At 50.7% G+C, this 25,143-nt stretch carries 25 protein-coding genes; 10 read left to right on the top strand and 15 right to left on the bottom strand.

Features of this window, described 5'->3' with window-relative positions; all coding sequences use genetic code 11:
• Positions 1 to 32 precede the first annotated feature (32 nt).
• From ACN28R_RS02370 to ACN28R_RS02360, 3 genes are all read right to left on the bottom strand, one after another.
• Positions 33 to 347, bottom strand: coding sequence for a UTRA domain-containing protein (locus ACN28R_RS02370; RefSeq protein ID WP_095833469.1), 315 nt, complete (start codon positions 345 to 347; stop codon positions 33 to 35).
• Between the two features lie 53 nt (positions 348 to 400).
• A complete protein-coding gene (locus tag ACN28R_RS02365) occupies positions 401 to 1,072 on the bottom strand; it encodes a substrate-binding domain-containing protein (RefSeq protein WP_095833468.1) in 672 nt (223 codons plus the stop codon).
• A 266-nt stretch (positions 1,073 to 1,338) separates the two neighbouring features.
• A complete protein-coding gene (locus ACN28R_RS02360; RefSeq protein WP_220701791.1) occupies positions 1,339 to 2,457 on the bottom strand; it encodes a M14 family metallopeptidase in 1,119 nt (372 codons plus the stop codon).
• On the opposite strand from ACN28R_RS02360, the gene ACN28R_RS02355 reads away from it, so the two are divergent.
• Both ACN28R_RS02355 and ACN28R_RS02350 read left to right on the top strand, forming a co-directional pair.
• The gene (locus ACN28R_RS02355; protein WP_095833467.1) at positions 2,447 to 2,875 is read left to right on the top strand and encodes an FCD domain-containing protein; all 429 of its coding nucleotides are present in this window, start codon (positions 2,447 to 2,449) and stop codon (positions 2,873 to 2,875) included. The genes ACN28R_RS02360 and ACN28R_RS02355 overlap by 11 nt on opposite strands.
• 310 nt (positions 2,876 to 3,185) lie before the next feature.
• A complete protein-coding gene (locus ACN28R_RS02350) occupies positions 3,186 to 3,773 on the top strand; it encodes a TetR/AcrR family transcriptional regulator (protein ID WP_095833466.1) in 588 nt (195 codons plus the stop codon).
• 344 nt (positions 3,774 to 4,117) lie between these two features.
• Here the strand turns inward: ACN28R_RS02350 and ACN28R_RS02345 are convergent, their stop codons facing one another.
• Together ACN28R_RS02345 and ACN28R_RS02340 are read right to left on the bottom strand one after the other, a co-directional pair.
• Entirely contained in the window at positions 4,118 to 4,663 is a 546-nt protein-coding gene (locus tag ACN28R_RS02345) for a 5' nucleotidase, NT5C type (protein WP_310794040.1), read from the bottom strand.
• Positions 4,663 to 4,896, bottom strand: a complete 234-nt coding sequence (locus ACN28R_RS02340; protein ID WP_095833464.1) for an orotidine 5'-phosphate decarboxylase / HUMPS family protein — start codon at positions 4,894 to 4,896, stop codon at positions 4,663 to 4,665. Before ACN28R_RS02340 ends, ACN28R_RS02345 begins: the two co-directional genes overlap by 1 nt.
• Before the next feature lie 182 nt (positions 4,897 to 5,078).
• Between ACN28R_RS02340 and ACN28R_RS02335 the strand changes: the two genes are divergently transcribed.
• Positions 5,079 to 5,942 (top strand): DeoR/GlpR family DNA-binding transcription regulator, encoded by an 864-nt coding sequence (locus tag ACN28R_RS02335; protein ID WP_095833463.1) that lies wholly within the window; start codon positions 5,079 to 5,081, stop codon positions 5,940 to 5,942.
• A gap of 93 nt (positions 5,943 to 6,035) precedes the next feature.
• Here the strand turns inward: ACN28R_RS02335 and ACN28R_RS02330 are convergent, their stop codons facing one another.
• The 6 genes from ACN28R_RS02330 to ACN28R_RS02305 all read right to left on the bottom strand — a co-directional run bounded on the left by ACN28R_RS02330 (position 6,036) and on the right by ACN28R_RS02305 (position 13,750).
• Positions 6,036 to 8,015 carry a tetratricopeptide repeat protein gene (locus tag ACN28R_RS02330; RefSeq protein ID WP_095833462.1) on the bottom strand — a complete coding sequence of 660 codons (1,980 nt, stop codon included), beginning with the start codon at positions 8,013 to 8,015 and terminating at the stop codon, positions 6,036 to 6,038.
• A gap of 358 nt (positions 8,016 to 8,373) precedes the next feature.
• Positions 8,374 to 9,279: a hypothetical protein gene (locus ACN28R_RS02325; RefSeq protein WP_095833461.1), complete on the bottom strand. Its 906-nt coding sequence runs from the start codon at positions 9,277 to 9,279 to the stop codon at positions 8,374 to 8,376.
• Positions 9,280 to 9,301: 22 nt separating this feature from the next.
• Positions 9,302 to 10,348 carry a porin gene (locus ACN28R_RS02320; RefSeq protein ID WP_095833460.1) on the bottom strand — a complete coding sequence of 349 codons (1,047 nt, stop codon included), beginning with the start codon at positions 10,346 to 10,348 and terminating at the stop codon, positions 9,302 to 9,304.
• Between the two features lie 191 nt (positions 10,349 to 10,539).
• The gene (dcuC, locus tag ACN28R_RS02315; RefSeq protein ID WP_095833459.1) at positions 10,540 to 11,910 is read right to left on the bottom strand and encodes a C4-dicarboxylate transporter DcuC; all 1,371 of its coding nucleotides are present in this window, start codon (positions 11,908 to 11,910) and stop codon (positions 10,540 to 10,542) included.
• Between the two features lie 18 nt (positions 11,911 to 11,928).
• Positions 11,929 to 12,756, bottom strand: a complete 828-nt coding sequence (locus tag ACN28R_RS02310) for an alpha/beta fold hydrolase (RefSeq protein ID WP_095833458.1) — start codon at positions 12,754 to 12,756, stop codon at positions 11,929 to 11,931.
• Between the two features lie 136 nt (positions 12,757 to 12,892).
• Positions 12,893 to 13,750, bottom strand: coding sequence for a MurR/RpiR family transcriptional regulator (locus ACN28R_RS02305; protein WP_095833457.1), 858 nt, complete (start codon positions 13,748 to 13,750; stop codon positions 12,893 to 12,895).
• A 434-nt stretch (positions 13,751 to 14,184) separates the two neighbouring features.
• Between ACN28R_RS02305 and ACN28R_RS02300 the strand changes: the two genes are divergently transcribed.
• Together ACN28R_RS02300 and ACN28R_RS02295 are read left to right on the top strand one after the other, a co-directional pair.
• The gene (locus ACN28R_RS02300; RefSeq protein ID WP_095833456.1) at positions 14,185 to 14,583 is read left to right on the top strand and encodes a VOC family protein; all 399 of its coding nucleotides are present in this window, start codon (positions 14,185 to 14,187) and stop codon (positions 14,581 to 14,583) included.
• A gap of 499 nt (positions 14,584 to 15,082) precedes the next feature.
• Positions 15,083 to 15,667 carry a DUF4303 domain-containing protein gene (locus ACN28R_RS02295; RefSeq protein WP_183096846.1) on the top strand — a complete coding sequence of 195 codons (585 nt, stop codon included), beginning with the start codon at positions 15,083 to 15,085 and terminating at the stop codon, positions 15,665 to 15,667.
• Between the two features lie 21 nt (positions 15,668 to 15,688).
• Here the strand turns inward: ACN28R_RS02295 and ACN28R_RS02290 are convergent, their stop codons facing one another.
• Positions 15,689 to 16,075, bottom strand: coding sequence for a hypothetical protein (locus ACN28R_RS02290; protein WP_095833454.1), 387 nt, complete (start codon positions 16,073 to 16,075; stop codon positions 15,689 to 15,691).
• Between the two features lie 302 nt (positions 16,076 to 16,377).
• Complete coding sequence (locus tag ACN28R_RS02285; protein WP_095833453.1) at positions 16,378 to 16,626, bottom strand: helix-turn-helix domain-containing protein; 249 nt, start codon at positions 16,624 to 16,626, stop codon at positions 16,378 to 16,380.
• A 382-nt stretch (positions 16,627 to 17,008) separates the two neighbouring features.
• Between ACN28R_RS02285 and ACN28R_RS02280 the strand changes: the two genes are divergently transcribed.
• Positions 17,009 to 17,623: a hypothetical protein gene (locus ACN28R_RS02280; protein WP_095833452.1), complete on the top strand. Its 615-nt coding sequence runs from the start codon at positions 17,009 to 17,011 to the stop codon at positions 17,621 to 17,623.
• A 230-nt stretch (positions 17,624 to 17,853) separates the two neighbouring features.
• On the opposite strand, the gene guaA is transcribed toward ACN28R_RS02280, so the two are convergent.
• Both guaA and guaB read right to left on the bottom strand, forming a co-directional pair.
• Positions 17,854 to 19,431, bottom strand: coding sequence for a glutamine-hydrolyzing GMP synthase (guaA, locus tag ACN28R_RS02275; RefSeq protein WP_095833451.1), 1,578 nt, complete (start codon positions 19,429 to 19,431; stop codon positions 17,854 to 17,856).
• Between the two features lie 156 nt (positions 19,432 to 19,587).
• On the bottom strand, positions 19,588 to 21,054 hold the full coding sequence (guaB, locus tag ACN28R_RS02270) for an IMP dehydrogenase (RefSeq protein WP_095833450.1): 1,467 nt from the start codon (positions 21,052 to 21,054) through the stop codon (positions 19,588 to 19,590).
• Between the two features lie 171 nt (positions 21,055 to 21,225).
• On the opposite strand from guaB, the gene xseA reads away from it, so the two are divergent.
• The 4 genes from xseA to ACN28R_RS02250 all read left to right on the top strand — a co-directional run bounded on the left by xseA (position 21,226) and on the right by ACN28R_RS02250 (position 25,051).
• Entirely contained in the window at positions 21,226 to 22,608 is a 1,383-nt protein-coding gene (xseA, locus tag ACN28R_RS02265) for an exodeoxyribonuclease VII large subunit (RefSeq protein WP_095833449.1), read from the top strand.
• A gap of 101 nt (positions 22,609 to 22,709) precedes the next feature.
• Complete coding sequence (locus ACN28R_RS02260) at positions 22,710 to 23,753, top strand: M4 family metallopeptidase (protein ID WP_095833448.1); 1,044 nt, start codon at positions 22,710 to 22,712, stop codon at positions 23,751 to 23,753.
• Positions 23,750 to 24,088, top strand: a complete 339-nt coding sequence (locus ACN28R_RS02255) for a protealysin inhibitor emfourin (protein ID WP_095833447.1) — start codon at positions 23,750 to 23,752, stop codon at positions 24,086 to 24,088. The genes ACN28R_RS02260 and ACN28R_RS02255 overlap by 4 nt, the downstream gene beginning before the upstream one ends.
• 150 nt (positions 24,089 to 24,238) lie before the next feature.
• Positions 24,239 to 25,051 carry a hypothetical protein gene (locus ACN28R_RS02250; RefSeq protein ID WP_095833446.1) on the top strand — a complete coding sequence of 271 codons (813 nt, stop codon included), beginning with the start codon at positions 24,239 to 24,241 and terminating at the stop codon, positions 25,049 to 25,051.
• Positions 25,052 to 25,143 lie beyond the last annotated feature (92 nt).

Raw genomic sequence — 25,143 nt, 5'->3', positions numbered from 1 at the left:
TATGTCATATCAATGGCGATCGCTAACCGGCGTCAACGTTGCCGAATCCGCGCCAGCCGCATCGTTGAGGCGGTCATCCCGCTGACCTGCCACACAAACTCGTACTCATCCGGACGGATAAGAAACTGGGTACGTTCGGCGATGCGGTTATTGGACAGGCCGGAGGTGCGATACATCGACAGTAAGGGCGTGCCCGGCTTCAATTCCAGCAGCGTCGCGTACCTATGATTAGCCGGCACCAGGCTGATGCTGATGTCGGCGATTTCGCGTTTCAATACGGCGGCGATTTGTTCATACATCGGATAGGGTTTTCCCTGGAATGGCATAGCGGCGGATCTCTTCATCATGGCGTTGCGACAAAGCGGAGTGATGAAAACGGGCGTTAACGCGACATCGGGAATCAGCTGCCGTCTCTGTCGTGGATTTCAGGAAAAAAGTAATCACGCCAGGATTTCGGCTTATGTTTTATCTGCCCTACCCGGTGTAAAAACTGCAACAGCTTCAGCGAGTTTTCCGGCACCACGGTAAAAGTCACGCTCGGATCTGCAACCACCTCTTCTACCAGCGCAAGAGAGAGCCGGGAGCCGGTACTGCGCAGATAGGCCGACGCGGCCGCGCTGCGATCGGAATTGACGATCGCTGCCGCATCTTCCAGCGCATGCAGAAAGGCCATATAGGTTTGAGGATTTTCATCATGAAATTTCTGCGTGCCCATCACCACGATGCCGGTCTGCGGGCCGCCAAACAGCTCATATGAATCAACAACTTTATGAATATTGGGATGTTTCAACGCTTCGTTCTGAAAAGGCGCGTTAGCGAAATGCGCGCTGACCTCCGAACCGCCGGCAAGCTGCACCCACTCTACGTCGATTTTCAGCCCTTGCGCCTCGCCGCGCTTCTCTATCAGTCGCTGATCCTTGGCGACATGCAGCATCAATTCATTAATGCCAAACTGGTAAGCAATACGAATCCGCCCTTCCGCCCATGCCAAGGAAGCCGACAGCAATAGTGACGCGCCAGCCATCAGCAAAATGACGTGCTTGATCAATCTGTTAGGGATGACGTTTCTCATTTGCCTGCTCGTTGCGAACCAATGGGTGTTCTGACAATAATCGAGCGGCAACCGCGGGGGGAAATATCTTTTTCACCTAAACTTATTAAGGCCTTTAAGACATTTCGCCGCCATTCAGCCAAGTTGTATTATGCGGGCTTATTTTGATCGGCATACGCCATATTCGGTGATTAAGATCCTGTGCCGGCAGGCCGGGTACGTGTTCCTTATTCGCAACGCGGCCAAGGGACGGCGTAATCGGCCGGCTCACGGCAAAACGTTTCAGTTCAGGCGATATGCGCCTGCAGCGTCTGCCATATCTTATAGGCCGCCACGACGGTTTCCATCTGTACGGTATGCCCGGCGATGAAATCCTCGCCGTAAATCGTTTCGTCCGGATACTCGGTGATCAGCGTCATGGGCACATCATGCCGGTCATCCACGGAGCACAAACAGGGGAAGCCATTGACAATTTGGAAACCGGTTTCGCCGGCATGAATTTCGTAAAGGGCAATCTGCCGATTATTGTAGTCGAGAAGTCCGGGGATCGCGCTCAGATGACGCGTCAAACGGTCCAATAGCATTTCAGCCTGCTGTTCCCACCCCTGGTGGTGCCGAACGACCAAAAAGAAGCCCTTAGGCAGGGTCCACATGGCGAAATTGTGCGGCACATAACCTGATAGCGGACGCGTCCATTCGTGCGAGGGATAGCCGTGCAGATTGACATGCAGCTTCGCGCCGCTCAATGCCTGCGCCTTGAAACGTATTTCCTTCTCGTTGAGATAGACGCCGGCATTCTCGCGGGTGCGGTACTCCAAATCGTCGCCGAGAGCCGTATAACGGGCGGCGTGGTGCATATGGCGCGGATTATCGATGCGCAGGCGCTGATGCAGCGCATATCCATCCGGATTCTCAAGCGGCGAGATGGTGAAATGCGCGCCGGGTTTTTCCGCCAGTTTGCGGGCGGCGCGAATTGCGCCAACGATGCCGGTTGTTTCGTTCGGATGCTGACCGCCGCTAATCATGACCGCGGCGTCACTGCCGGCGATATAGCGCGCCGACGACACCCGGCCCGATCGTGAGCGGGCATGGAACGCTTCCCCGCCGATCTCGGCCAGCAGTTGTACGATCTGCCGCGCCGCGGGCGGTTCAACCGCCTTATCGATCGACTGGTCGGCGCCGTCAAAAAAGGCGGTGGTTAGCGGCCGGACAGCGACGCAGACCGACACATCTCCTTCGCTTTTGACGATTTCCGGCACGATTTGACCAGGCCGTAAACCACGGTCGCCGAGCGGCCTGCCCGATTTCTTCTGGAAAAACTCCAGCAGCGAGAAATAGAGATCTTCATTGCTGAAACATGAGCCGAACCGCGGGGTATTTGTCGCCACGCCGGACATGGCCACCATCGTGGATATCTACCGGGTGCGACGTCTGGTGGAGTGCCAGGCGCTGGCCCGGTCTTATCCCATGCATCCGGCGGTGGAAAAAATGCGCCAGGCGGTGGAACAGGCGCGCGTCTGCCGTCAACGCCGCGACTGGATGGGCATCGGCACCGCCAACATGGCGTTTCACACCGCCATCGTCGAATTGGCCGACAGCCAGCGGCTCAACACCTTCTACCGCCATGTCTCCGCCGAGCTGCGATTGGCGTTCGACCTGCTGGACGACCCCGAACACCTGCATGTGCCCTACATCGAAATGAACGCCCATATTCTGACGCTGATTGAATCGGATAAAGCTGCGGAATCCGCCGACGCGCTGGCGAGCTACCTCGACCAGTCGGAGCGGATAATTCTCGCCGCCTGGTCGCGGCGCACGGCATAACCCCGAATAGAGAGCGGAAGCAGCCGTTCTCCCCTGTCGACGTTGTTCTTGAAGCTCACGGCTGCGCGTTGCTGTCATAAAGACGACGCCACACCCAGTCCAGTGCCGCCATGCGATCGCCGGATGCGGGCATGCGGACGATTTCCGGGGCGGCGGGCGACCGTATGCGAGATGCCAGGGCCGTGGCCGCAAATGAGAATGGTGTGCTTCATCATCAGATTCCATTAACTCCAACTGCATGGTTGGAATTTACTATAGTATGATTCATCGGTAAGTACAACCAAGAACCAGTGAGGAAAAGACGCAGACGATGGCCTGGGATACCGAAGGGACGAAACGCAGGATTCTGGAAGCCGCGGTGATCGAGTTCGCCCGCCTTGGACCCGATGGCACCACGGTCGAGAAGATCGCCAAGTCGGCAGGGGCGAACAAGGAGCGTATCTACAACTACTTCGGCGACAAGCGTGAACTGTTTACCACCGTGCTGCGCAGCGAACTGGCGAAGGTCGCACAGGCGGTGCCGGTCACATCCTTCTCCGCCGAGGACATCGGTGAATACGCTGGCCGCGTTTACGACTATCATTGCGAACATCCCGAACTGAGCCGGCTAATGCGCTGGGAAGGTTTGACCTTCGATGGCGAGGTGCCCGATGAAGCGCTACGGCGCGAGTACTACGGCTATAAGATCCAGGCCGTGGCTGACGGGCAACGCCAGGGAACGGTCACGCACGCGCTGGAACCGGATCACCTGGCGTTTCTGATACTGGCCTTGGCGGGTTGGTGGTCGGCGGTGCCGCAAGTGGCGCGGATGTTCACTGGCCGCGACGATGCTGAAGAACATACCAGGCGCCGCGCCTCCGTCGTCGAGGCCGCCCGACGCTTGGCGTCGGCGCCGTGAAACATTGAGGCAACCGGTAAAGCATCAGCTAAAATTGCTCGACGAACTTGCCTGAACCTTCGCCCCACTCGATGCTTTTGATCCCGCCGCCAGCACGCGCGCCTGCCGCATTCTCGCCAACGACTATGCGATGCTGGCGGGGTGCCAACCCCCGCTAGTCAAGCGCCTGCGCGAATACGCGCCGGGCTTGTTGCTGCAATCTTGCCTTTCGGCCGTTATTTCGAAGAGCGTACGGGGACGCGCATTCTAATCCGCATAACATTTCTGCCCGTTATTTTCAGCCAGCGCCTTACGGTCCAAAAAGCCGCTCCATAGCGTGAGCATGATTAACTGATTAATTGCCATTACAAAAACAGTTCAGCGACATCATTCCAGTTATTCACGCGCCGACATCCCGTTACATAAATATTGTGCGGGGCGGAAAATAAAATACCTTCCCCGGTAAAATCGACGAAATGCCGGGCATTATCATCTATCAGATAATCCGCGTGTAAAATTCCCTTGTAGCCGCAAAAAACAATGTGTAGGGGATCAACAAAAGGAAAGTGCTCTCTGAGCCAGTGGAATTTCGCATTAAATGACCAAGGAAATTCCATCGCTGCCGTTGTGATGAAAACATCATGTTTCAGAACCAGTAGCCTAAGCGTTTCCTGACTACCTTGTATTACCGGCAAATCACCGAAGAAATCGGGCTCTCCGATCATCTGGTTAATTTCTTCGTGCAGATCCGGCCGTAGTTGTTGAATAGTATGACCCTTCAGCTGTTCCAACGTTAATGTTTCACCGAAACGACGATTAAAAACCGCCACCATCTTCACATTGAAGTCTGCGATGACTTCATCCATATCGACCGCGATCCGCGCCATTTTTCCTCCTGTGGTAAACGCCATCAGGCATCACTTTTGAGTTCGGCATAACTATATTCACTCAACTTCAGTAACGGGTGCGCTGCGGACAGCCCCGTATAAGGCTGTAAGGTCTTGCTGAGACCATCCCGAGTAATTTGTTCCTGAATAATGAAAGGCGTCCCCACCTCAACGATATCGATGTACGGGTGAACGTTATCCAGCAACGCCAGCGCGTCATTCCGTGAAATATCATCCAATGCCAGTTGTATTCTCATTTACTTGAACATTTTTTGCGATATTTTGATATTTACAATATTATTAATTGCGAATATCAGCACAATCACAACATATTTATTGCGATTATGGTTGTCAAATTCCAAAATACAAAATCCGGACAGGATCACAAACCTGGGGTGAACGCCAATGATTACCTGGCGACGGGTAGCGGCGGAACGGTATGGTTGATTATCATGGTGGACAGAAAGGCAAATCCGGGCCGAAACCCAGAGGTCTGCATGCCATCGAGTATTTGCAGAGAATAGGAATAAGGAATATCGGCATGCCGCTAAGTTCCGCCCAGGAAAGACGTAATCATCTGGCTGAAGTGCTGATCACGGAAGGCAGTGTCCGCGTTGGCGTTCTGGCCGAGCGCTTTAACGTGTCAACGGAAACCATCCGCAAGGATCTAATCGAGCTGGAGAAGCAAGGGATTGTCAAAAAAAATCATGGGCGGGCGATTCCCATCAGCAATTTTCTGGATATAGAACGACCGTTTGATAAAAAAAATAATGAAAATACGGAAATAAAGAACAAGCTGGCCCAGGCAGCACTGGAACTTGTTCCCGAAAGCGGCGTGGTGGTGTTGGACACGGGCAGTACCGTATACAGCCTTGCCCGACTGCTTGCGCTGAAGATCTTCACCAATTCGCTAACCAGCGCGCAGATTTTGGCTTCCAGCAGCAACGACGTCTATCTGCTGGGTGGCAAATTAAGAAGCACCAGTATGGGCGCGGTAGGAACCTGGGGAGTCAGCGGGATCAACAGCATACGAGCAGACGTTGCTTTTCTGGGAACAGACGGATTCTCCGGCACGACAGGCCCTTGTACCGTATCCTACGAAGAAGCCGAATTGAAAAAGGCAATGGTTGACTGCGCCAAAGTCAGAGTGGTTGTCAGCGACAGTACCAAATTTGATATTGCGGGCCTGTTCAAATTCAGCGAATGGAACGAACTGGATCATCTGGTGACGGATAACAGAGCCCCAGCCCCCGCGCTACAGCGGCTTGAAGAATTTCTGAACATCATACAGGTTGCCGTGTAACTCTATTTCCGTGAGTGCGCTCCATTTACTCAGTTCTGCCATAACTGTGTAGTATTGGTTAGTCGCTCTTACAGAGCTACAATCCTGGCGTTTTTATTTTTCCGCCACGCGCGCCAGCCACGCTAGATATGCCGAGCTTGAATCAGCCGGCAAACTCTGACGATGAGCATTGAACTCTTCGTGCATAGCGAAGATTTTCCATATGAGCGGCGCCAGTCGGGTCGCGGCGCTGTTCGCCCCCTCGGCTTCGCGCAACAGCCCCAGGCTTCGCTCCTTATATTCGGCAAGCGCATCAGACTGATAGTCGAAAGCTTTACCCAGCCCGGAGAGGTACATCAGCTTAGGCACTTCCGCCTGAGGCCAATGTAAAGCCATATTAAGCGGCCAATCCAGCATCGCCCTTTCACCCCACATTGAGGAGCGGGATATCCGTTTATTGGCGGCCAGCGTCAGCATGAAAGCCTGACCCAATGCCGTCAGATAAATTGGCATCGCCTCGACGGAGGGACGCAAGTAGAACGCATCCAAGGGCTGTTCACGGGTCAGGCCAATGTGGGCGAGCAAGCGTTGCTCAAGGTTCAGCACCAAATCGCCAAGCTCTGAATGGATTGCGTTGCCGCTTTCCGACGCCTGTTTTGTTCGGCTGGCGCAGTTCCAGAGACTTAACGATATTTGCCATTGCCGCCGATCGTCTTCACCAGTACAGCCAATTTCACCGGTGACAAAATAGGTCATCTCCGGCGGCACTATATCGAAAAGCGCGTTGCCATCGACTTCGCCTGCCGATACCACCGGACCGACGCCCTCTGCGACTGAGATATAGCAATTTGTCGCGTGCTCACTCCAATAGTGGGCCGCTTCGGCAATATAGAGAGGAATAGCGCGCGTCAGACGACCAAGATCGTCTTCACGCTGCGATTCGGAGCGTGGTGCGCCGTCCGCAATTTTTGAAAGCGCAAAGAAACCTATTTTTGGCGCGCTCTCAGGCTTTTGTTTAAACAACCAATCGGCCTTACGCAAGCCGTAATGCCAGATCGGCTGGGTTAGCGCCAACGTACTGATCTTCAGCTTGTCCGGATCGGTTGGAATCCCCTGTTCGGCCTGGTTACGCATCTCCTGAAAGACCTGAGCGAACCCATCAAGATGCTGTTTGATTGGAGCGAACCCCAGCGAATACATGCGTGCAAGCAGCTTTTCGCCTTCCTCGGCGTTGCCGAGCTCCTGGTAGGCGCGCAGCACGTTGATACCAGTCATAGGGTCATGCCGGTGCTCGTCGTAAACCGGCGCGACAAGTTCGACGATCAGCGGAATCTGGCCATTATTGCCGAGGTCGCCGGAAATCATCATCAACGCGCTATCGTCAAACATACCGCCGGTCAGCACTTCGGCATATAAAGCCCGGGCTGCCCCAACGTCCTTGTGTTCCAGGTGATGGCGCGCCAGCCACAGTTGCGCTCGCCAACTGCCGGGCAAAGCCGCTACCGTGCGCAGGGCCGTTAGATAGCCTGCTTCGCCTTCGCGCTCCTGTTGAATGGCCGCCCACCAGAGCAATCCATTGTCTTGATTCGGATCGGCCTGCATCGCCTGCCAAAGCGTTTCATCCGCGCGAGCGTCTTCACCACGCTCGGCAAATACCTTAGCCAAATTCGTCAACAGGGTTCCAGTCGCGCCTGATTTTTCAATGCCCGCACGCAGCGCGCGCTCGGCGTCATCAAGGCGGCCATTTTTCATCAGCACAATACCCAGGATGACATGGCTGCGCTCGGGAATATCGTCAATCTCAACGAGACGTTCGGCGGCCGGTATCAAATCGGCGGCAAAACCGTCGTTCAAGCCTGATAGGATCGCATTATAGAGCTCGCCAGCGTTGTCCCACTTTTGCTGTAAAGTCGGCAGGAAGATCTTGTCGTGCCACTCGTCGCGAGTAATATGCATTTCCCGCCCGTAAGCGTCATAGGCGACAATCGGTTCGTCATTAGCGGCCGCGGGTTCCGCCTCATTGGCGTGCTCGGAAACGGCGGCATGCGCACTATTTTTTTTGCCGCGCAGGGCGGACAGGATACGTTTGAACATAGGTGAAGTCGTCGCATTTATGGGGACAAAAAACATCAGGTAAAAGAGTGACATAAAATCAAGGCATCGTCTATTGCATACAATTAAGCGGATGACGCTCTGCGTCGGCCCATAGTTTAGCCAAACCGCCTTGGAAAATGCGATTGATAACCCTCTGGTTCAGAACGCAAGCCAGTTGGAGCCGATTCAAAAAACGCCGTAGGATGCAAAACGCGCTTTCGCCATCTTCATCTTAATGGGCTGATCGTTGAATATGTTGTGAAGGCATTTATGGGATAGTTGCTTGAGGCTAAAGCTAGCGGGCATCTTTATGCCCGCCGGAAATAAATAGCTGAATATGGTTTCCTAATAACTTCCGCTACGGCTGCACGTTAAACACGCCATGCTGCTCAAACCAAGCAAACTGTTCAGCGCCGTAGGCTGACATCTTGCTTCCGCTATGACCAACATCCGGCAGCGTCGTGAACTGCCAGTTGAAATCAACTTTATAGCGTTTAGCCTTCTGCTGGCCCGTGAGATAGTAGGTTTGCGCCCGTTCAAGCCGGCTATCGCCTTGCGCCATTGCCTGATAAGAGCGACGCAGCAATGGATGATACGGATCGTTATCCTTAGCGCCTACCGTGATCAACACGGGCTTGGCAAAATAGTCCGTCAGTTGTTTTTGCGTTACCTTAACCGGTGCCTGATCCAAACCGTAGGGCCAGGGATTTTCCACATCAGGCATAGTCCACCAGCCTGCGGCGGCGCAAATTGCGGCTTTTACTTTCGCCTCCGGAACAAATGTCATCATCCGATGGACAAACTGACAACCCGCGCTGTTACCAAACAGATAATAGCTTTTCTGCTGGGTAATCCCCTGCTTTTGCATATCGGCAAACAGCCGATCGATGACGCTGAATGCCCACGCCTCCCGGGGATTGAGGGTATTCGTCTGTTTATTTTCCATATTCCCCATATTGTAACCGTCAACTCCGGGATAATCGGCTGTTGAGAAAAGTGGCGCGATAACAATTAATTTATTTTTTCTGGCATTCTCGATCCATGAATCGCGATATTCAGCCGCATTACGATTTAAACCGGTGAGAACAAATACAATCGGCGTATCTTTAGTGGCGCCCGCGGGCTTGTAACTAAACACCTCCATTTTGTTGCCGTTCTGCGGTAATTCAACGCTGAAACTGCCGCTTTCCGCCGGTAATTCCGCGCCGTAAGCAAAATTCATTATCAGGGTCAGAAAAATAATCCAGCCAGCTTTGTTTTTCATTTTTTATTCCTTCACTCATGGATTAGAAATCGTAACGCAATCCGGCTATCCACAGATTTTCAGCGGAGTCGTAACTTTCCCGTTCATCATAAATCCAGGTTACGGAGAAGTGGATATTCCTTTTCAGCCGATATTCAGCTTCAGTCACCCACTGCCGGCGATGCACATAGTTACTCTTTGTTTCAATTAGCTGAGAATAACCACCGCGTAACGCGATTTTATTGGTAAACCAATACTCGGCTAAAGAATCGAACACGTCATAATCAATATCCGGCCGCCCCTGACGCTCATAGCTTTGCCTGCCGATATTCAAGGCAAGCAGGGCTTTGTCATAATTCAATCGGATACCCGCGCCTTTTTGACTATAGTCGGTATAATTACCGCTGAGCGTTGTGTTTTTAGGATCTTTGGTCAGTGACTGCCAGGCAATCACCGGCTTTATCTTTAATGGTTTTCCGGCGATTTGAATATCAAAGGAATAACCCAAACTGGCCATATACCCATTATCAATCGTGCTGTCTGCGGCGCCATTTCCCATCACATACGCAAGGCGGACATCTACCCCTTTATTCTCATATTCATACTGGATCGTGCCGTCCTGCCGGTTCCATTGCCAGGATGAATCAATGCGGCTACCCACCCAGTTTGAATAGACATTGGCGGTATAATTCATATACCGATCGGTCAGCCCCATCCACTGATACATTGGATTGCGGGTACGACCGACCATGATCCTGCCATAGTCCTTGCTGCCAACGCCGGTATAAGCGTAGCGAACATCCCAATTATCCTCCGTATTTTTGGTGTCATTCTTTTGCGTGGTAACCTGCCATTCCAGTTTCCCGAACAGGTTAAAGGATTCATCCAGCTTTTGCTGTGCCTCAAAACCCAGTCGCCCGGTCAGGTTGGCGGCGTTGGTATTATCGTTCGTCCATCCATTGCCAATTTGCGCTTCAACTCGGCCATAAATATCCAGTCGCGTATCTTTATTGTTATATACGGTTACTGCATGAACAGAGGTGGTAATAAAAAAGAGTACAGAGGAATAAAAAACAATATATTTTTTCATTATATTATCCTGTCATTGGTAAATAACATACCTCATACAACATCGATAATTGTGTTATTTTTAAAGAAAGTTATTATTCTCATCATAGTTAAGCATCCCGTTTAAAAACGCAGGATTTATTACCCTGAGATCGGGTGCGTATTAATAAATAGGCTTATTCTATTCTTTATTTTTTATAATCGGTTCACCCCTTAATTAAGAAAGCCATTAATAATTAACATCGTCACCATACCGCCAAGCGCGGGAATAAGCGTTCTGCGGACAATCATAAATGGCGAACACTCCCCGGCTTTGCTGACGGCAATGATCACCCCCGCCACCGGCGAGATGGATCGGCCCATTCCAGCCATCAACTGCATAGGCAGAATCATATTCACCGCGCTTTCACCAAATTTGCCGGCAATGCCTGGCGCAAGACCTGAAAACGAGAAAAACGCCGCAACGCCAGATCCCGTTAGAGCGGCCGTGACGCAGACCAAAATCGCCATGACGACGGTCATACTGCCGAAACCAAATCCTGCGGTCTGCACCGTCTGTATGATGAAATCCACGGCGCCTATAATTTGTAATCCCTGAGCAAAAACATCGGCACAGACCAGCAGCGATACAATGCTGGCAAACATCGATCCCATGCCTTTGAAAAAGACCTGAATGCCTTTACACGCCGCTTTAAAGTCGCGCTTCAATAACAGCTCGCAAAAAAACGCCAGCAGGGTGCCGATAATCATCGCGGTGACAACATCAATCTTTATGGTGCTGACCACCAGCGGGCTGAAGACAATAACCAGAACAACCGGAAATACAGGCAAAAAAGCATAAAACGCCGGAACCCTGACCTCGTCTTCACTTTTTGGCTGCTCGTGAGATTGCTGAATCACCACGTGTCCATCTTTCGCATCAAAATAGCGCGCGGTGAAAAATGTCAGTATCGCGACGGTCAGCATGACACCGATAGCCACCGGCATCTGATAGTGGGCAAAATACACCGCGGTTTCCATACCGGCGTGTTTTGCCGCCAGGTTAGCCGTTCCCACCGCCGGACCGAGATCCATAAACGCGGACATGCCGATCATTGATGCGGCCGCCGCCTTACTGACGCCTAACTTCACCAGCACCGGGAAAAAAGTGACCAGCAGCAGCATGGCAAGCCCTGCCGCACTGGATATCGCGACATGAAGCAACTGGGATAATATGTACCCTATTGAGAGAATGACGTAGGGAGCCTTTATCATCCGTAAGGGTTTGATACACATATTAACCATTGAATTAGAGGCTTTGATGTGATCCATATAATCGGCAAATCCGCCCGCCGCCATAATGATCAAACCAATGCCCGCCACCTGCGTTGTTAAAGACTCTTTGACAAACGCGAAAATATCCCCGCCAACCCAACCAATTGATTTAGCCTTACCGTACAATATAGATTGTTCAGGAAAAAAGATTACCGTAATTAGCAATAAACTTAATCCGGCTAAAAGCAACACAGTTTGTGGTTGATAATTTTTTATAATAAAATAAGCGGCAAATATTGTAATCAATATTCCTATTATAAATCCAGCCATCTCATCCCCCTATGGTATTTAGTTATTGGATATAAAATCCCGAATCAGAGAGCTATAATATTCTGGTGCCTGGAAATAAGGCGCATGCGCCAGACCCGCCATTTCAATATGTTGCGTAAAAGGAACTAAAGAAAGCAGTTCCGCTTTTAACTTCGGCTGAACGACATGGTCTTTTTCCCCGGTTAATATGAGTGTCGGGACGGCTATTTTGGGCAGCAACGGGCGATTATCGGCAAGCTGCAACATGCGCGAGGCTCGCCTGAGACCTTCCGGATTAGTTTCAGAGGCAATGCTTGCCGCGTATGACAAAATCGACTCGGGGATGTCAGGGAAAGGTAATAAATCATGCGCCCGGTTCCAGCCATAAGCCTCAGGACCAATCTTAGCGAGTTCCTGAAGACGTTTTTCCAGTTTTTCTGAGGCCGGCGCGGTTTCGGGAGCCCCATAACCCGGATGGGTACAGGATAACACCAGGCGCTTTACCTTATCAGGATGTCTGGCGACATATCGGCTGGCAACCGTCCCGCCCATCGAGTGCCCCACGATGGAGATTTTTTTCTCGCCGCAATGCTGAATAAGTTCATGTAACGCTTGTTCGTAAGCTCCGATATCCGCCTCAACCAGAGTGGAGTCGCCGTAGCCCGGCGCATCCCATGCAATCACGTTATAAGCAGGAGACAACTCGGCAAACTGGAATGGCCATGCTTTGGAACTTCCCAAAAGACCGTGTAAAAAAATAATAACTTCGCCATCCCCGGAAGAGCGGAATGATAATTTCCCCTGAGACGTGGTAATAATCTGTTCTTCAGGGCAAGCCGGTACTATTTTTTTATTTCCATCACTCATAATTCAAACCTCTTTTGATAGAAAACAGCAAAGATTTATCTGCTATGTTTATTGCAGTGACAATAGATGAGCATCTATAGATAGACACTCATAGATAGAAATTAAACCAGAAGTTTACTTTTAAAATACTTAATCACTATTTATTAAAGACATTAAACTCCTCAAATAATGATTCCATGACGTCAAAGTTATTACCGAGTTCATTTCCTGTTACTTCTCCCATATAATTAACCAACGCTTCAACAAGAACAAACCCGGAACTTCGGCTATTAAACAGCCCGCCATGTTGACTATCCATAAGGAGCAATGCGGTGGCGAAATGGCTGAACGGATTCACATCACGGTTGGTGATCACCACCGTATCTCCCCGGTTCTGATGAAACCACCTGACCAAGCGCGTAGTCACACTGGAGAACCGATAGTATGATATTGCCAACAAGACATCGCCCTTGCGCGAATCGACCAGCTTATGCGGCAAATTAGCAATATTCGCATCCAGTAAAACGATATCTCTTTTGATATACCTCCCCAGCAGATAAAAATATTCCGCTAGCGCATGTGCGGTGGCGCTCCCGATAACATACAATCTTTTTTGCGGATCGCAGATTAGATCAACGGCTTTTTCCAGATCCTTTTTATTGATTTTCTCCAATGTATTGTTAATGTTTTCAGATATTTTACCGAAATATCCTTCGATATACTCCGCCCCGCTGTTGATGTTGTTTTCTCTATTAAATCTTTCTATTGGAGAAATATTTCTGCGAAGCTCAGGTTTAATCGTGGACTGTTTAAAATCCTGAAAGCCATTAAACCCGATTTTTATCATAAAACGCCCCAGCGTTGATTTTGCGATGTTTATTTCCTTACAAATATCAATAACTTTACTGTAAGGTATCGACAGAAAATGCTTATCAAAATAAGCAACAATGCGTTTATCCGTTTCCGTCAGATTATCCAATTGAGCAATGCGTTGAGAGAATTCTGTTTTGTTCATGTTGTTCTTCCCCCTTGCGTAAATCTCTTTGGTATTAATAACCCAACTGAAAGATAAAAATAGGGGAATTAATAATTCCCTCTTCAGAAATGTGCGTGATATCTCATCCACTGGAATTCATTCGTTCAATCGCCCGGCTTATTGCTTCCTATCGGGCATTGACTATTATCGTCCGTCAGGGTATGGACAACGAGTAACCAATGAGGTTTTTACAAAACCCGCTTGCGTTAACTGCTCCTCATCAGGCTATTTACCTTATAATCTATCCTTGCTAGCGCAATTGGCATTAAGTCGCCTGACTGGTTTATAGCGTCCAACATAACCAACCAACGTAATTGAAGAGCCCGAATGGGAAGAGTTATAGCCAGTAACATGACTGCCAGTGGAAAAATGTCGATATACTTAACGAAAATCCACCGTTGGGGAGATCGACTATGATTCTGGAGTCTTACATCCGTGTGTTTGTTGAGACCGAGGCGTTCAATAAAACAAGAGCATTTTATCGAACCCTATTGAACGGCAGCGATGGTATTCATTTCAGCTACCCGGAAAAGGGGCTGGAACTTGCTTCAGTGGTTTCACCGAAACTGTCCATGCTCATTATCGCCGGCCCCGCCGAATTGCGTCAGCCTTTTGAATCAACGGCCCTGACTTTGCGCGTCGATGTTTTGCAACCAACGATTGATAACCTTCTGGCTCAGGGCGCAAGCCAGTTGGACCCGATTCAAAAAACGCCGATAGGGCGCAAAACGCGCTTTCGCCATCTTGATGGATTGATCGTTGAATATGTTGAGCACCATGATGCCGCCGACGGCAACAATAGCGGTCAATAAAAGACCATCGGCAATAAACGCCAACCCAAGCGCCTTGGCGCGCAGGGATACAGACTGGCCTGATACGCTTGATGAGTATGTATCAAGATTTGTAAAAAATATCCATCCCGGGAGAATGAAATCAGATATTTTTTGCGTGAGAGCTATGCTCCAGAAGATGAAGCAAAGAAGTTCACAGCAAACCTGAAAGCATTTATGGGATGGTTGACTGAGGCCAGTGGGCATCATCGTTAAATGCATTCCCACATCCTGGTTTATTTTTCGTGCAGGTAACGTCACAACTGATTTAGAAATTGTTTTAGGAGCGGATTGATGCGTGTTGAATTCGTTGAAGTCCTCAACGATTTGGTTGATTATTTTTTGCTCGGCGATGACGGCACGTATGCTATGGTGTCGGGCTTCTGGCGTCGCTTCTAGCACGCCATCATATTCGTAGAGAGAAGTCGAGTTAACGGGTTTGCTGATGATTGGAGCCGCGACTGAAAATGATGGAAGCAGAATGATTAATTTAAATATTGACCGGGTGGCGTCATGTTTTGTTCGTCAAATTGAACGTGCGGCTTCGGTATTCTCCTCGCATGCAGAAAACCGAGAGGTTTATGCTTTCTGCCTGGATTTAGATATTGAAAACGGCGGGTGTCGAGTCTCCTGGAATACGCAAGAAGCTTACGACGCCACGCTGGCAGAGTATCGCCAGCAAGAGAATCGGCACAGCGCGCTGGATATCAATAGCGTCAGTGGCATCAAATATAATTCGGGCAACTTTTCGTATCATCTGGACGAGCTGGATGACGATGATGACGGGCTCGGTCAGGCGCTCGGCGAAATCATGGACCAGTTGGGCGCATTGTATGATGAAAAAGGCGCCGAGTTTTATCAGCAATATTATCAATCCGTGGTCGAAAAAGAGATCGTATCCTGCGCTGCCGGGGCGATTAGGCAGGCGCAGACGGCGCTTGCCCGCTTTAATCAACATGCGGATTTTATCGCTTTTGTAACCCTACATGATGCCGATGACGATCGTTTACTCAGTATCATGCGGCAAACGGTCGATGACGCATTGCTGGCTAAAATTTTCAGCTGAACGGATCTTGTCATAGCAGGCTCAGCTTGCAGCGGAGCGCCGGTTCATGACTTCTTTCACATAGTGATCAATAGCAATGTTATTTTCCCGGCTCACCCGCGCAATGAACGCCTGGAGAAAATCGCCCCCGGAGTGAAGCGTATCCATGACAAGGCTATCGAAGTCGCTTTGGGTAAAGCGGTTATTTCCCTTCAGCGTCGAACGCTGTAGCAACGTATGCGCGGTGACTTCGAGAACGGCACGCCGGTAGTCATCGGAAAGCAGGACGTCCAGATCGGCCTGGCGAATCTCAAACGAGAAGCTGAAGCTGACAACCCCCGAGTCGACAGGCAGCGAGTAGGTCAACCGCTCGCCAAACTGATCGACGTGCGGTTCATATCCATCACCCATTCGCCGCATTGGTTGCATATCCGCTTCCCCCTTCTCCTTTCAGCCGTTTAATATACCCGGATACCTAATTTTTTTACCGGAAAGTTGCAATATTTGATATATGAATACGCATCAGCGCGTAGGCGGATAACGGCAAAGCGGTAGCTTTACGGACAGAATGCAGCTTGCGGCAGCGATAATGCAGCGCGCCAACTTTCCCGTACCAAGCGCACTGCGCTTATTGGCTCCCAAACGGATTTCTATGGAATGGAAATCCATTTAGGAGCGCCGAAATCTACCTATGCAAAACACAAAATTTCGTAAATCTCTATTGGCTTTTTTTACTCTGATTTCCCTACCACCCCGCCCTGCCCGCTCCCGATATTTTGGTAGCGCGAAGGCCAGATCTCTTCGGGGCGTTTATTTAGCGCTTCGGCGATCAGGCGTTCGCCTTTCGGCCAGTGTCGCGTTAATGCATTCGCCAGCGTGGACGACGCCAGCCCCGCCCCTCGGGAAATCGCCGCCATCGTTGTTCCCTGCTTTCTTAAACCCGCAATAATATCCGCCGGATGCCAGTCATTGTGATTCATTCCTTGTACTCCACGTCTCAAAATACCGTTTTCGATTTTCCTGCGGATAAAATCACCTTTTTTCATCCGTAAGACCACGGACTATGAGTCACAATTGTAATTCTTTTTCCAACATAAAAAATTATGCTGAATTGGACATAGTAGCCAAATGAGTCGTATGAATATGGCGAAAGCCGGCGCCATGTCGGAAACATGTCACCGGTGGCTCGAAAATCAGGCATGAACATCGAAGAAAGGCACCACATAGCAGCATTATTGCCAGGCTCTTAAGGCGCAGCGATTAGATGCCCGGAGTCGGGTGTAGAGCCTGTGGCATAGAAAGCATTGTGCCTAATTACATACAATCCCGCGGCTATTTTAACAATTTAACAAGGAACCAAGAATGCCAGATAATTCGCTCAGCAAAATCGAAAAAATCCATCTCGGATTTCAAATCCTCGCCCAAGCCACAACGATCATCGCAGCAATCGTAGTCGGAGTATGGGGATACTACTCCACTGTATATGTGAAGAAGGAAAAGGAAGTCACAGAATATACATTAAAAGAGTTAGATCAGAAGACCACACAAAAACCACATATCCAGGCAAAGGTCGAATCAACGATTCAGCCACTCGATAATGGTCAGAATCTGCTTCAGGTTAAGGTCATTCTGTCTAATCTTGGCAATAAAGAAAGCAAAGTTACCCTGGACGATGATGCCTTGACTCTGGTGCCCATTGCCTTTTCTGATGGGAAGCCAATCTACCAGAAATCGATCAACCTCCTTTCTGGTCGCTATGCAGGAACTCTCACCCGTATACCACTACAATTTGTTAATGTTGGAGCCGGTGAGAGCTATGAGCTCACATTCGTGCATAGTATAGAAAATTCAGGAACTTACCTAATTCATTTTCTTGCTTTGAATGGCATAAATCCCCCTAATGAGGATTTTTCTATCACAGGGGGCATACCATACCAGTATTCCGTTGGTGCAGACCAATATGTGGTTATAAAGTAGACAACCTTTCCCTCTGCGATAATCTACTTTTTAGCATTTTCTGTTGTGCTCTCCTCCCAATATCGGTACTGAACAAAGGGAAGAGATCACTATTTACGGGATGGTTACCAGTGCGTCTGGTGATAAAAAATTTATCAGGAAGTGCCAGGTTCATTCAAAAAAAACCCGCATTTACGCGGGATTAGAGGTGTTTTACTGCTTTTACGTGCAGGCTAATGCCAGACGTTAAATCACTCCCACTCGATCGTCGCCGGCGGCTTACCGGAAACGTCGTAAACCACGCGGGAGATGCCGTCCACTTCGTTGATGATGCGGTTGGAAACCCGGCCGAGGAAGTCGTACGGCAGATGCGCCCAGTGAGCGGTCATAAAGTCGATGGTTTCCACCGCGCGCAGTGAAACAACCCAATCATATTTACGGCCGTCGCCCATTACGCCAACGGAACGCACCGGCAGAAAGACGGTAAACGCCTGGCTGACCTTGTTATACAGATCGGCCTTATGCAGTTCTTCAATGAAGATCGCATCGGCGCGGCGCAGCAGGTCGCAGTACTCTTTCTTCACTTCGCCCAGCACGCGTACGCCAAGGCCCGGCCCCGGGAACGGATGGCGGTAAAGCATGTTGTACGGCAGGCCCAGCTCCAGCCCGATCTTACGCACTTCGTCTTTAAACAGCTCTTTCAGCGGTTCGACCAAGCTCATCTTCATCTCTTTCGGCAAACCGCCGACGTTATGGTGAGATTTAATGACGTGCGCCTTACCGGTTGCGGATGCGGCGGATTCGATCACATCCGGGTAGATAGTGCCCTGCGCCAGCCATTTAACGTCGGTCAGCTTGATGGCTTCTTCATCAAATACCTCAACGAAAACGCGGCCGATGATCTTACGCTTCGCTTCCGGATCGTCGATGCCGGCCAGGGCGCTCAGGAAGCGCTCTTCCGCTTCGATATGCACAATATTCAGTCCGAAGTGGTCGCCGAACATCTCCATCACCTGCTCGGCTTCGTTAAGGCGCAGCAGTCCGTTATCAACGAAAACGCAGGTCAGGCGGTCGCCGATCGCGCGTTGCAGCAGCATCGCGGTAACGGAAGAATCCACCCCGCCGGACAGGGCAAGCAGCACCTTGTCGTCGCCAACCTGCCGGCGAATGCGCGCCACCGCATCGTCGATAATTTTCGCCGGCGTCCATAAGGCTTCACACTGGCAGATATCGCGCACAAAACGCTCAAGCAAGCGCAATCCCTGACGGGTATGCGTCACTTCAGGGTGGAACTGTACGCCGTAAAAACGTTTTTCTTCGTTAGCCATAATGGCGAACGGACAGGTATCGGTACTGGCGACCGTGACAAAATCAGCGGGAATGGCGGTTACCTTATCGCCGTGACTCATCCAGACATCCAGCAGCGGCGCGCCAGCCGCGCTCAACGCATCCTGGATATCCTTCACCAGCATACTGTCGGTTTTCACTTCAACCTGCGCATAGCCGAATTCACGTTCACTGGAGCCTTCCACGTGGCCGCCCAGTTGCATCGCCATGGTCTGCATGCCGTAGCAAATACCCAACACCGGCACGCCAGCCTGGAATACATACTCGGGCGCGCGCGGGCTGTTAAACTCGGTGGTGCTTTCCGGACCGCCGGAAAGGATAATCCCGTTCGGATTGAATTCACGGATCTGCGCTTCGGTGACATCCCATGCCCAAAGTTCGCAATAAACGCCCAGTTCACGAATACGTCGAGCAACCAGCTGTGTGTATTGCGAGCCGAAATCCAAGATAAGAATGCGGTGTTGATGAATGTTATCTGTCATAAGAGGCGTATTCCAAAATACGAATTACCCTTCATCTTCCACGTTGCAGGCATCGCTGACTTCCTGCGCCTTGAAATCTATTGGGTAGAAACAAAAAGTAAGTAAACCCGGCGAATATTACCGGGTTTAACTATTTAAATCAGCCTGCAAATCACCTTATGAGCCCATACGGTAATTCGGTGATTCCTTGGTAATGGTAACGTCGTGAACATGACTTTCCTGAATACCCGCGCCGCTGATGCGTACGAACTCAGCCTGAGTGCGCAGCGCGTCTATTGTTCCGCAACCGGTCAGGCCCATGCAGGAACGCAGCCCGCCCATCTGCTGATGGACGATTTCTTTCAGGCGGCCTTTGTACGCCACGCGGCCTTCGATACCTTCCGGCACCAGTTTGTCCGCCGCATTGTCGCTCTGGAAGTAACGGTCGGAAGACCCTTTGGACATCGCGCCCAGCGAACCCATACCGCGGTAGGATTTGAAAGAACGCCCCTGATACAGTTCGATCTCGCCGGGAGATTCTTCCGTACCGGCCAGCATGGAGCCGACCATCACACAGGCTGCGCCCGCGGCGATCGCTTTGGCGATGTCGCCGGAGAAACGAATACCGCCGTCGGCGATAACCGGAATGCCGGTGCCTTCCAGCGCGTCAACCGCATCGGAAATGGCGGTGATCTGCGGAACGCCGACACCGGTAACAATACGGGTAGTACAAATAGAACCAGGACCGATACCCACTTTAACCGCGCTAACGCCGGCTTCCGCCAACGCTTTTGCGCCAGCGGCAGTCGCCACGTTGCCGCCGATAATCGGCAGGTTCGGATATTTGGCGCGAGCGTCGCGGATGCGCTGTAATACGCCTTCGGAATGACCGTGTGAGGAGTCAATCAGCAGCACATCGACACCGGCCGCAACCAGCGCATCAATACGTTCTTCGTTGCCTTCGCCGGCACCGACAGCCGCGCCAACGCGCAGACGGCCATGTTCATCTTTACAAGCGTTAGGCTTACGTTCCGCCTTCTGGAAATCTTTTACAGTGATCATGCCGATCAGATGGAATGCATCATCCACCACCAGCGCTTTTTCAATGCGCTTCTCATGCATTCTGTGCAGCACCACTTCACGGGCTTCGTCGGCTTTTACCGTTACCAAACGCTCTTTCGGCGTCATCACCGCGCTGACCGGCAGATCCAAATCGGTGACGAAACGCACGTCACGACCGGTAATGATACCAACCAGCTCATTGCCTTCGGCAACCACCGGATAACCGGCAAAGCCGTTACGTTCGGTCAGCGCTTTTACCTGACGCAACGTGGTGGTTGGCGTAACGGTCTGCGGATCGACAACGACGCCGCTTTCATGTCTTTTTACGCGGCTAACTTCTTCAGCCTGACGTTCAATGGACATATTTTTATGAATAAAGCCAAGACCGCCTTCCTGCGCCAGCGCGATCGCCAGACGGGATTCCGTTACGGTATCCATGGCGGCGGACAGCATAGGAATATTCAGACGAATGGTTTTCGTCAGTTGAGTCGTTAAATCAGCCGTATTAGGCAGGACAGTGGAATGAGCGGGAATAAGGAGGACGTCGTCAAACGTCAGTGCTTCTTTAGCGATACGTAACATGGGCAATATCTCACCAAGGTGGATGTGAAGAACAGATAAAATATTGCCGTGGCATTATACAGAGCGTAACCACTTGTCTCCAGTGTTTTTTTAAAAAATGCTTGATTACCTTTCACATGCAGGTAGTATCGATCAATTAAGTCACTGTTTTAATATTTGATCTGGCTCACAATGTCTCAGTTTCCCTCTTCTGCAATTTTCACCGTTAGCCGCCTGAATCAGACGGTTCGGCAGCTGCTGGAAATGGAAATGGGTCAGATATGGCTTTCCGGTGAAATCTCCAACCTTTCTCAACCTTCCTCCGGCCACTGGTATTTCACGCTGAAAGATGAGCGCGCGCAGGTACGCTGCGCCATGTTTCGCAACAGTAACCGCCGCGTCACCTTCCGCCCGCAAAACGGCCAGCAGGTGCTGATACGCGCGTCGATTACGCTGTATGAACCACGCGGTGATTACCAACTGCTGGCGGAAAGTATGCAGCCGGCCGGCGATGGCCTGTTGCAACAGCAGTTTGAACAATTAAAGCAACGCCTTGCCGCGGAAGGGATTTTCGATCAGCAGTTTAAGCAGGTATTGCCCAGCCCGGCCAAACAGGTTGGGGTGATCACTTCAGCCAGCGGCGCCGCCTTGCACGATATCTTACAGGTCTTGCAACGCCGGGATCCGTCGCTGCCGGTGGTGGTTTACCCCACCGCGGTGCAGGGCGCTGAAGCGCCGCTACAGATTGTGCGCGCGATCGAACTGGCGAATCTGCGCGACGAATGTGACGTCTTGATTGTGGGCCGCGGCGGCGGTTCGCTAGAAGACCTATGGAGCTTTAACGATGAACGGGTCGCCCGGGCTATTTTCGCCAGTCGTATTCCCATCGTCAGCGCGGTCGGCCATGAAACCGATGTCACCATCGCCGATTTCGTCGGTGATTTACGCGCCCCTACGCCGTCAGCCGCCGCGGAACTGGTCAGCCGTAACCAACTCGAACTAATTCGCCAGCTACAATCTCAACGCCAGAGGTTAGAAATGGCGATGGATTATTACCTTGCCCAGCGCAGTCGAGAATTCACCCGCCTGCATCACCGCTTACAGCAGCAGCATCCACAGCTGCGGCTGGCGCGTCAGCAGACTCAACTGGTCAAACTGCGCCAGCGGCTGGACGAAGGAATGCAGTTACAGCTCAAACAGTTGTCACGCCGAAGCGAACGTTTACAACAACGGCTGATACAGCAGCAGCCACAACCGAAGATCCATCGCGCGCAACAACGTTTACAACAGTTGCAGTACCAGATGCAGCGTGCCCTTGAACGCCAGCTCGGTCAGCATAAGCAAAGACTGGGCGAGGCCTGCTCGCATCTGGAAGGCGTAAGCCCGCTGGCGACGCTGGCGCGGGGTTACAACGTGACAACCACGCCAGATGGCCGGGTGCTGAAAAATATCGCCCAAGCCGCGCCGGGTGAAACGCTTAAGACCCGTCTGCAGGATGGCTGGGTAGAAAGTCAGGTTACCGCGCTGATACCGGAAAAAGCGACAACATCAATAGTCAAACGACGCAAAATATAGTAATACACCACTAAGCTATACTTACTTTGGTAAATTATTAACTGCCACCCCTTTCGATCGTCTGAATTGCCAGTAGCCACCTTTATCAAGGAGACAGAGGTATGAGGTCCAGACCGATTCACAGCGTGATCCCGCCCTACATCCTGCATCGCATTATCGCCAATGGTTCCGAGGATCAGCGTCGCTGCGCCCAACAAACTCTGATGCATGTTCAATCGCTGATGGTTAGCGCTCACTCCAGACCCGCGCCTCACGAACTGGCTTCCACCGGACAGGCCTATCGCGAAATTTATGATGCGGAAAACCAACAGCTGCTGCCGGGTAACCTGGTACGTAAAGAGGGCCAGAGCAGCAACGGTGATATCGCTACCGATGAAGCCTATGACTTTCTTGGCGTCACCTATGATTTCTTCTGGCAAGTCTTCCAACGCAACTCCCTCGATAATCAAGGGTTAACGCTGGCGGGAACCGTCCATTACGGTCAAGAGTATCAAAACGCGTTCTGGAATGGACAGCAGATGGTTTTTGGCGATGGCGACGGCAAAATCTTCAATCGTTTCACCATCGCCATCGATATTGTGGCGCATGAATTGTCACATGGCGTGATTGAGAGCGAAGCCGGGCTTATTTATTTAAGACAATCCGGCGCGCTGAACGAATCGTTATCCGACGTTTTTGGCTCAATGGTGAAACAATTTCACCGCGGACAAACCGTGGAACAGGCTGACTGGATGATCGGAGATGAGCTGCTGGCGGAAGGGATCCACGGTAGCGGCCTGCGCTCAATGTCTCAACCGGGAAGCGCGTATGACGATCTGTTGTTAGGCAGGGATCCGCAACCATCCCATATGGACGGCTATATCAACACTCGTGAAGATAATGGCGGCGTACACCTCAACTCAGGCATACCAAATCGGGCATTCTATCTGGCGGCCACCGAATTGGGCGGCTACTCCTGGGAAAAAGCGGGCAGAATATGGTACGACACGCTGTGTGATAAATCGCTGCCGCAGAACGCCGATTTTGACGTATTCGCCCGATATACCATCCAGCACGCCGAACGGCGTTTTGACCAATCCGTCGCTGACATTGTTAAACAGTCCTGGGAAAAAGTAGGCGTGGTGTCCTCACTGGGAGGATTATGAAAAATTTGCCGACGCTCACCAATGACGCCATTGTCGAACTGGCGCGTGAAGGCGGTATTGCGTGGATACCCAAGTTGGCCGGGCTGCGGCGTTTTGCCCTGGCCAACCTGCCGGAGTCAGAGCGGGAACGCATCTGCGCCGCTATCCGCCATGCCCTGCCGCAAGCGCGCGACCCCGGAAAACCTGATTCCCCCGGACGCGGCGATCAGTTTTATTACCGGATTCATATCTATTTTTCTTCCGCAGGGAAAACACACCATACTGAACAAGAATTTTTGATTCCGGAAGATCTGGCGCCGCCGGAACTCACCACCCTATGGCGCGAAGGCAAATAACACCGTTAAATTTCTTGTTGCTTACATGTCATCTGGCGCGCTATTGTTTACCCATTAAACACCCAAGAAAGCAATTACCTGTTTTTTAACGATTATATACTCAATAAATTTCGAGTTGTTGGCATTTATTTAATATGAAGGAGCATAAAAATGCCGTTGACCTCTTCCCTCGCCCAACGTGGCTTGCCGGACTATGACTTTTCCCGCTGGATAGGTAATCAGTCAGGCGCTGATTTCGATTTTCGCGCATTGGCGAATACCCTGGACTGTACAAGAAACTTTAATCAGGCAGGAATTATTTATGCTGACGGCCGCCAGCGCTATTTGGTACGTCCTTCAAAACGATATGCAAATAATAATGAAAGTATTGTCACTCATATAATTGTGACTAAAGTACCTCAATTAAACCAGTATTCGATAGAGAAAAGTCTGGGCAACGCTATCGCGTCACCTTCCATCGCGGCGGAAGTCAGCTCAACGATGTTATCGTGTGGTGCTATGTCCATAGCAGTTTTTAGCATGTTCAGTGGTGCTGCGAGTGTTCCTTTAACTGGAGGAACCAGCATTGGTATTATTGCACTTGGCTATGCTGGTACTATTGCAACTGCAATGCAGTGTGGTAATGGGCTAATACGTCTTTATGACATTACTTTTAATGCGGGACAGAATGTTACCTGGCTCGATTCAGAAGGTTGGTATATTACCATATCTACTGTTCTGGATGTTGTTTCGCTCATCAGTGCTAGTGCAGCAATCAAACAAACTATAAGTATGTATCGTAAAATAAGAGCAGTATCTTCACTAGAGGCCAGAGAATGGCTAAAATTGATTCCACGTCAGGACAGGGCGAGGTTGACATTTGAGTTAATAAAAATAGAAAATCCAAGAATGACAGATGCACAAATAAAAACAGCAATAAAGATGGGCATTTTCCCTAAAAGATTCCCAAGTTCAGACATTTAAAGTACATTGAAAAAACAACTTAATGATGCATTGACAGGAACCGCTGCTTTCGCTGGAAGCGCTTTAAGTGGCACCATAAGGAATCCGAACAA

The sequence above is a fragment of the Brenneria goodwinii genome, from assembly GCF_002291445.1.
In the GTDB taxonomy this organism is placed as follows: domain Bacteria; phylum Pseudomonadota; class Gammaproteobacteria; order Enterobacterales; family Enterobacteriaceae; genus Brenneria; species Brenneria goodwinii.
This window is presented reverse-complemented; position numbering and strand designations above follow the sequence as displayed.